The 2,873-nt window shown below is 41.8% G+C and carries 2 protein-coding genes; both read right to left on the reverse strand.

Translation table 11 applies throughout. The features are described from left to right. Window positions 1–363: 363 nt before the first annotated feature. Window positions 364–954 carry a hypothetical protein gene (locus PK629_06515; GenBank protein HOP11124.1) on the reverse strand — a complete coding sequence of 197 codons (591 nt, stop codon included), beginning with the start codon at window positions 952–954 and terminating at the stop codon, window positions 364–366. 380 nt (window positions 955–1,334) lie between these two features. Beyond that, window positions 1,335–2,573 carry a DNA polymerase IV gene (locus PK629_06520; GenBank protein HOP11125.1) on the reverse strand — a complete coding sequence of 413 codons (1,239 nt, stop codon included), beginning with the start codon at window positions 2,571–2,573 and terminating at the stop codon, window positions 1,335–1,337. Window positions 2,574–2,873: the final 300 nt, after the last annotated feature.

Consider the following 2,873-nt stretch of genomic DNA (forward strand, 5'->3'; position numbering starts at 1 on the left):
ATAAAACAAAAAGCGGGTACAAGTCCCACTTTTGTTTTTGGTTGCGGAGGCAGGAGTTTGAAAGGTTCAAATCCTAAGTTTAAGATAAAACAAAAAGCGGGTACAAGTCCCACTTTTGTTTTTGGTTGCGGAGGCAGGATTTGAACCTGCGACCTTCGGGTTATGAGTTGAGCAATCATCCTTTTGTAATCTTTTATAATCTCCGCTAAACGGCTTTCATATGCCGTTTATAATTTTCAACTTATTGTAATCTTTTGCAATTTAGCGCACGTTATCGTGTTCTTGTGCGCTAAATGTGCGCTAAATTTTTGAGTTGTCAGATTGCATTTATAGTCTTAAAGATCACGAGGATTAATCTGACACTTATTTTGCGAAATTAATTTTGCCGTCTTCTGCAACAAATATGATGTCAATTCCCGTACGCTGTTTGGCGAGATCAGGTAGTCGTGACCAAAGATTCTTGTACTGTTGCAAATCAGGTAAAGCAATACTATATCTTGCATTGGGATCGTCCATCCGTTGAAGCAATTCACCAAGAATACCAAGAAAATAATTCACACGCATTGCATTACGAGAACCACAGCCCTTCACTTCTATTATCCATCTTTCAGAATTGCGATGAGCATCGATATCAATTCCATGAGTACCGCCCCATGCAACTACCGTTTGCCAACCATTTTCCTGGAGATAGATATTTAATAGATTCTTAATGCTTTCTTCACTCATAAGACTATCATTTAATTTTTTTGTTTCTAGAGGAATATACCCTTGTGTCTTGAGAATGTTTTTAATCGGAGGGGAAGTTCTAGCAATAATGCCTTTCTCGGCAAGATGTCTGCATATTTGATTTATACTTTGCTGTGGGGCATTAACACCGAGCAATCGATCTGTAAGTTCACGATCTGACATTGCGCCTTTTTCCAATTCAATGAGTACCTTTTCTTTCAGAGTCATTTTTTTCTCCTTTTTTAATAATCTTAAAATTCAAGTAACATCATAATACACTATGATTTTAGGAAATGCAAGGAGTATACATGTAAAAACAGGACTAGTGTTACAATTTTTGACGAATCCCCAAATCAGTAAATTTTTTTGCGTCTCTACCGAATTGGACCATCACCTTTCTGTTAATGATAAATTCTACTAACTAATTTCCGAGAAATCAAAGAGATATGTTTAGAATCGATTTTGAGCAGCACAAAGCTCAGTAAATTCAATAGATTACAGGGTCAACAACAGTTACTAGTATAATACCTTGGCGAATGTGTTGATGTAAAAAACATAATCAATTACTGTGGAAAAACAGGCAAGTTGCAAAAAACAAAAATCATTGATCACTGATACATCAGACCAGGCATTTTCGCAAGGTGCCTGCCATCGCCTGGCATCTTCAAATCGCCGATCAAGACCGCATAAGTGATCGCCTTATTCCCGAATCGGCTACGAATGCTTTCCACGGTGTCTTCAAGGCGTTCGCGTCTGTCAATACGGGCTGTATCGCGAAAAAATGAAAGCTGTTCGGATTCGTCTTTCGGAACAAGATTGATAGCACGAACCGTGACCGCACGAACATTTGTCGTCCATTGATAGTTATCTTTAAAAAGATGAAGTGCAGCGGCACCAATCTCAGATGGGAGCTGTGTTTTAAAAGGCAGTTTATTTTGAAATTGAAAACCAAGCAGATCATTACTCCGTACGGAGACCTGTACACCTTTTGCCGATAACTCATGAACCCGAAGTCGGTGGCCGATATCCTGCGAGAGCTCCAAGATCACTTTCCAAACCTCTTCATCGTTCTCCAGATCGCAGACACAAGTGATTCCATGTCCGATGGACTTCACTGGGGAAACGAAGTCTCTATGCATGATTCGTGACCTGTCGGTTCCGTTGGCATAGTGCCAAAGCGCAATGCCGTTAATGCCGAGTAGTCTCCTTAAAAACTCTGGGTCGGTAATGGCTAGGTCTCCTATGGAATAGATGGCATACTTGGCGAGCTTAGCGGTCGTGGCGTGTCCGCAGTAGATCAGATCACTGGCAGGAAGCGGCCACACTTTCTTTCTGAAATCGCTGTCGGTGATCTGCGTGATCGCATCAGGCTTTTTCATATCCGAACCCAGTTTTGCGAAAATTTTATTAAATGAGACACCGATGCTGACGGTCATCCCTAGTTCTTCACGTACTGTTTGACGGATATCTTCAGCAATAGTCATGCCGTCCCCGCATATCCCTCTGCTGCCCGTAACATCCAACCAGCACTCATCCATGCCGAATGGCTCGATCAAATCAGTATATCGGTTATAGATTGCCTGCGTCAGCTTTGAATATTTCAAATATTGTTCGTACTGTGGAGGTATGACCAAAAGATCTTTACATAACGCCCTTGCTTCCCAATTCACCATGCCAGTCTTGACACCTGCTTTCTTTGCGAGCTCCGACTTCGCCAGCACGATTCCATGTCGATCCTCAGTGGAGCCGCAGACCGCAATTGCTTTACCCCTCAGACGTGGATTCAGCATGATCTCCACCGATGCATAAAAACTGTTCAAATCGCTGTGCAGGATTGCCCGTTCCATTTCATCACCCGTTTCAATAGGACTATTGACAAACTTTCTGAATGAACATATACTAACTATATGTTCACTTGGTTCACCGATATTCTATGCCTAATGATGAACCATTGTCAACAGGAAAAATGTACATAATGCAATTAAGATGAATTTTGAAAGGATACGGGACATGAAAAGTTTCGCAGATAAGGTCAGAGAAGCCAGAATGACGCTTCGGATCACACAGCAGGAACTCGCTGATCAGGTGGGCGTGTCCAAACGTTCAATCGCGGCTTATGAGATCGGTGAAAAAACACCCCGTTATTA

It is taken from the genome of Oscillospiraceae bacterium, assembly GCA_035380125.1.
Taxonomy (GTDB): Bacteria; Bacillota; Clostridia; order Oscillospirales; family JAKOTC01; genus DAOPZJ01.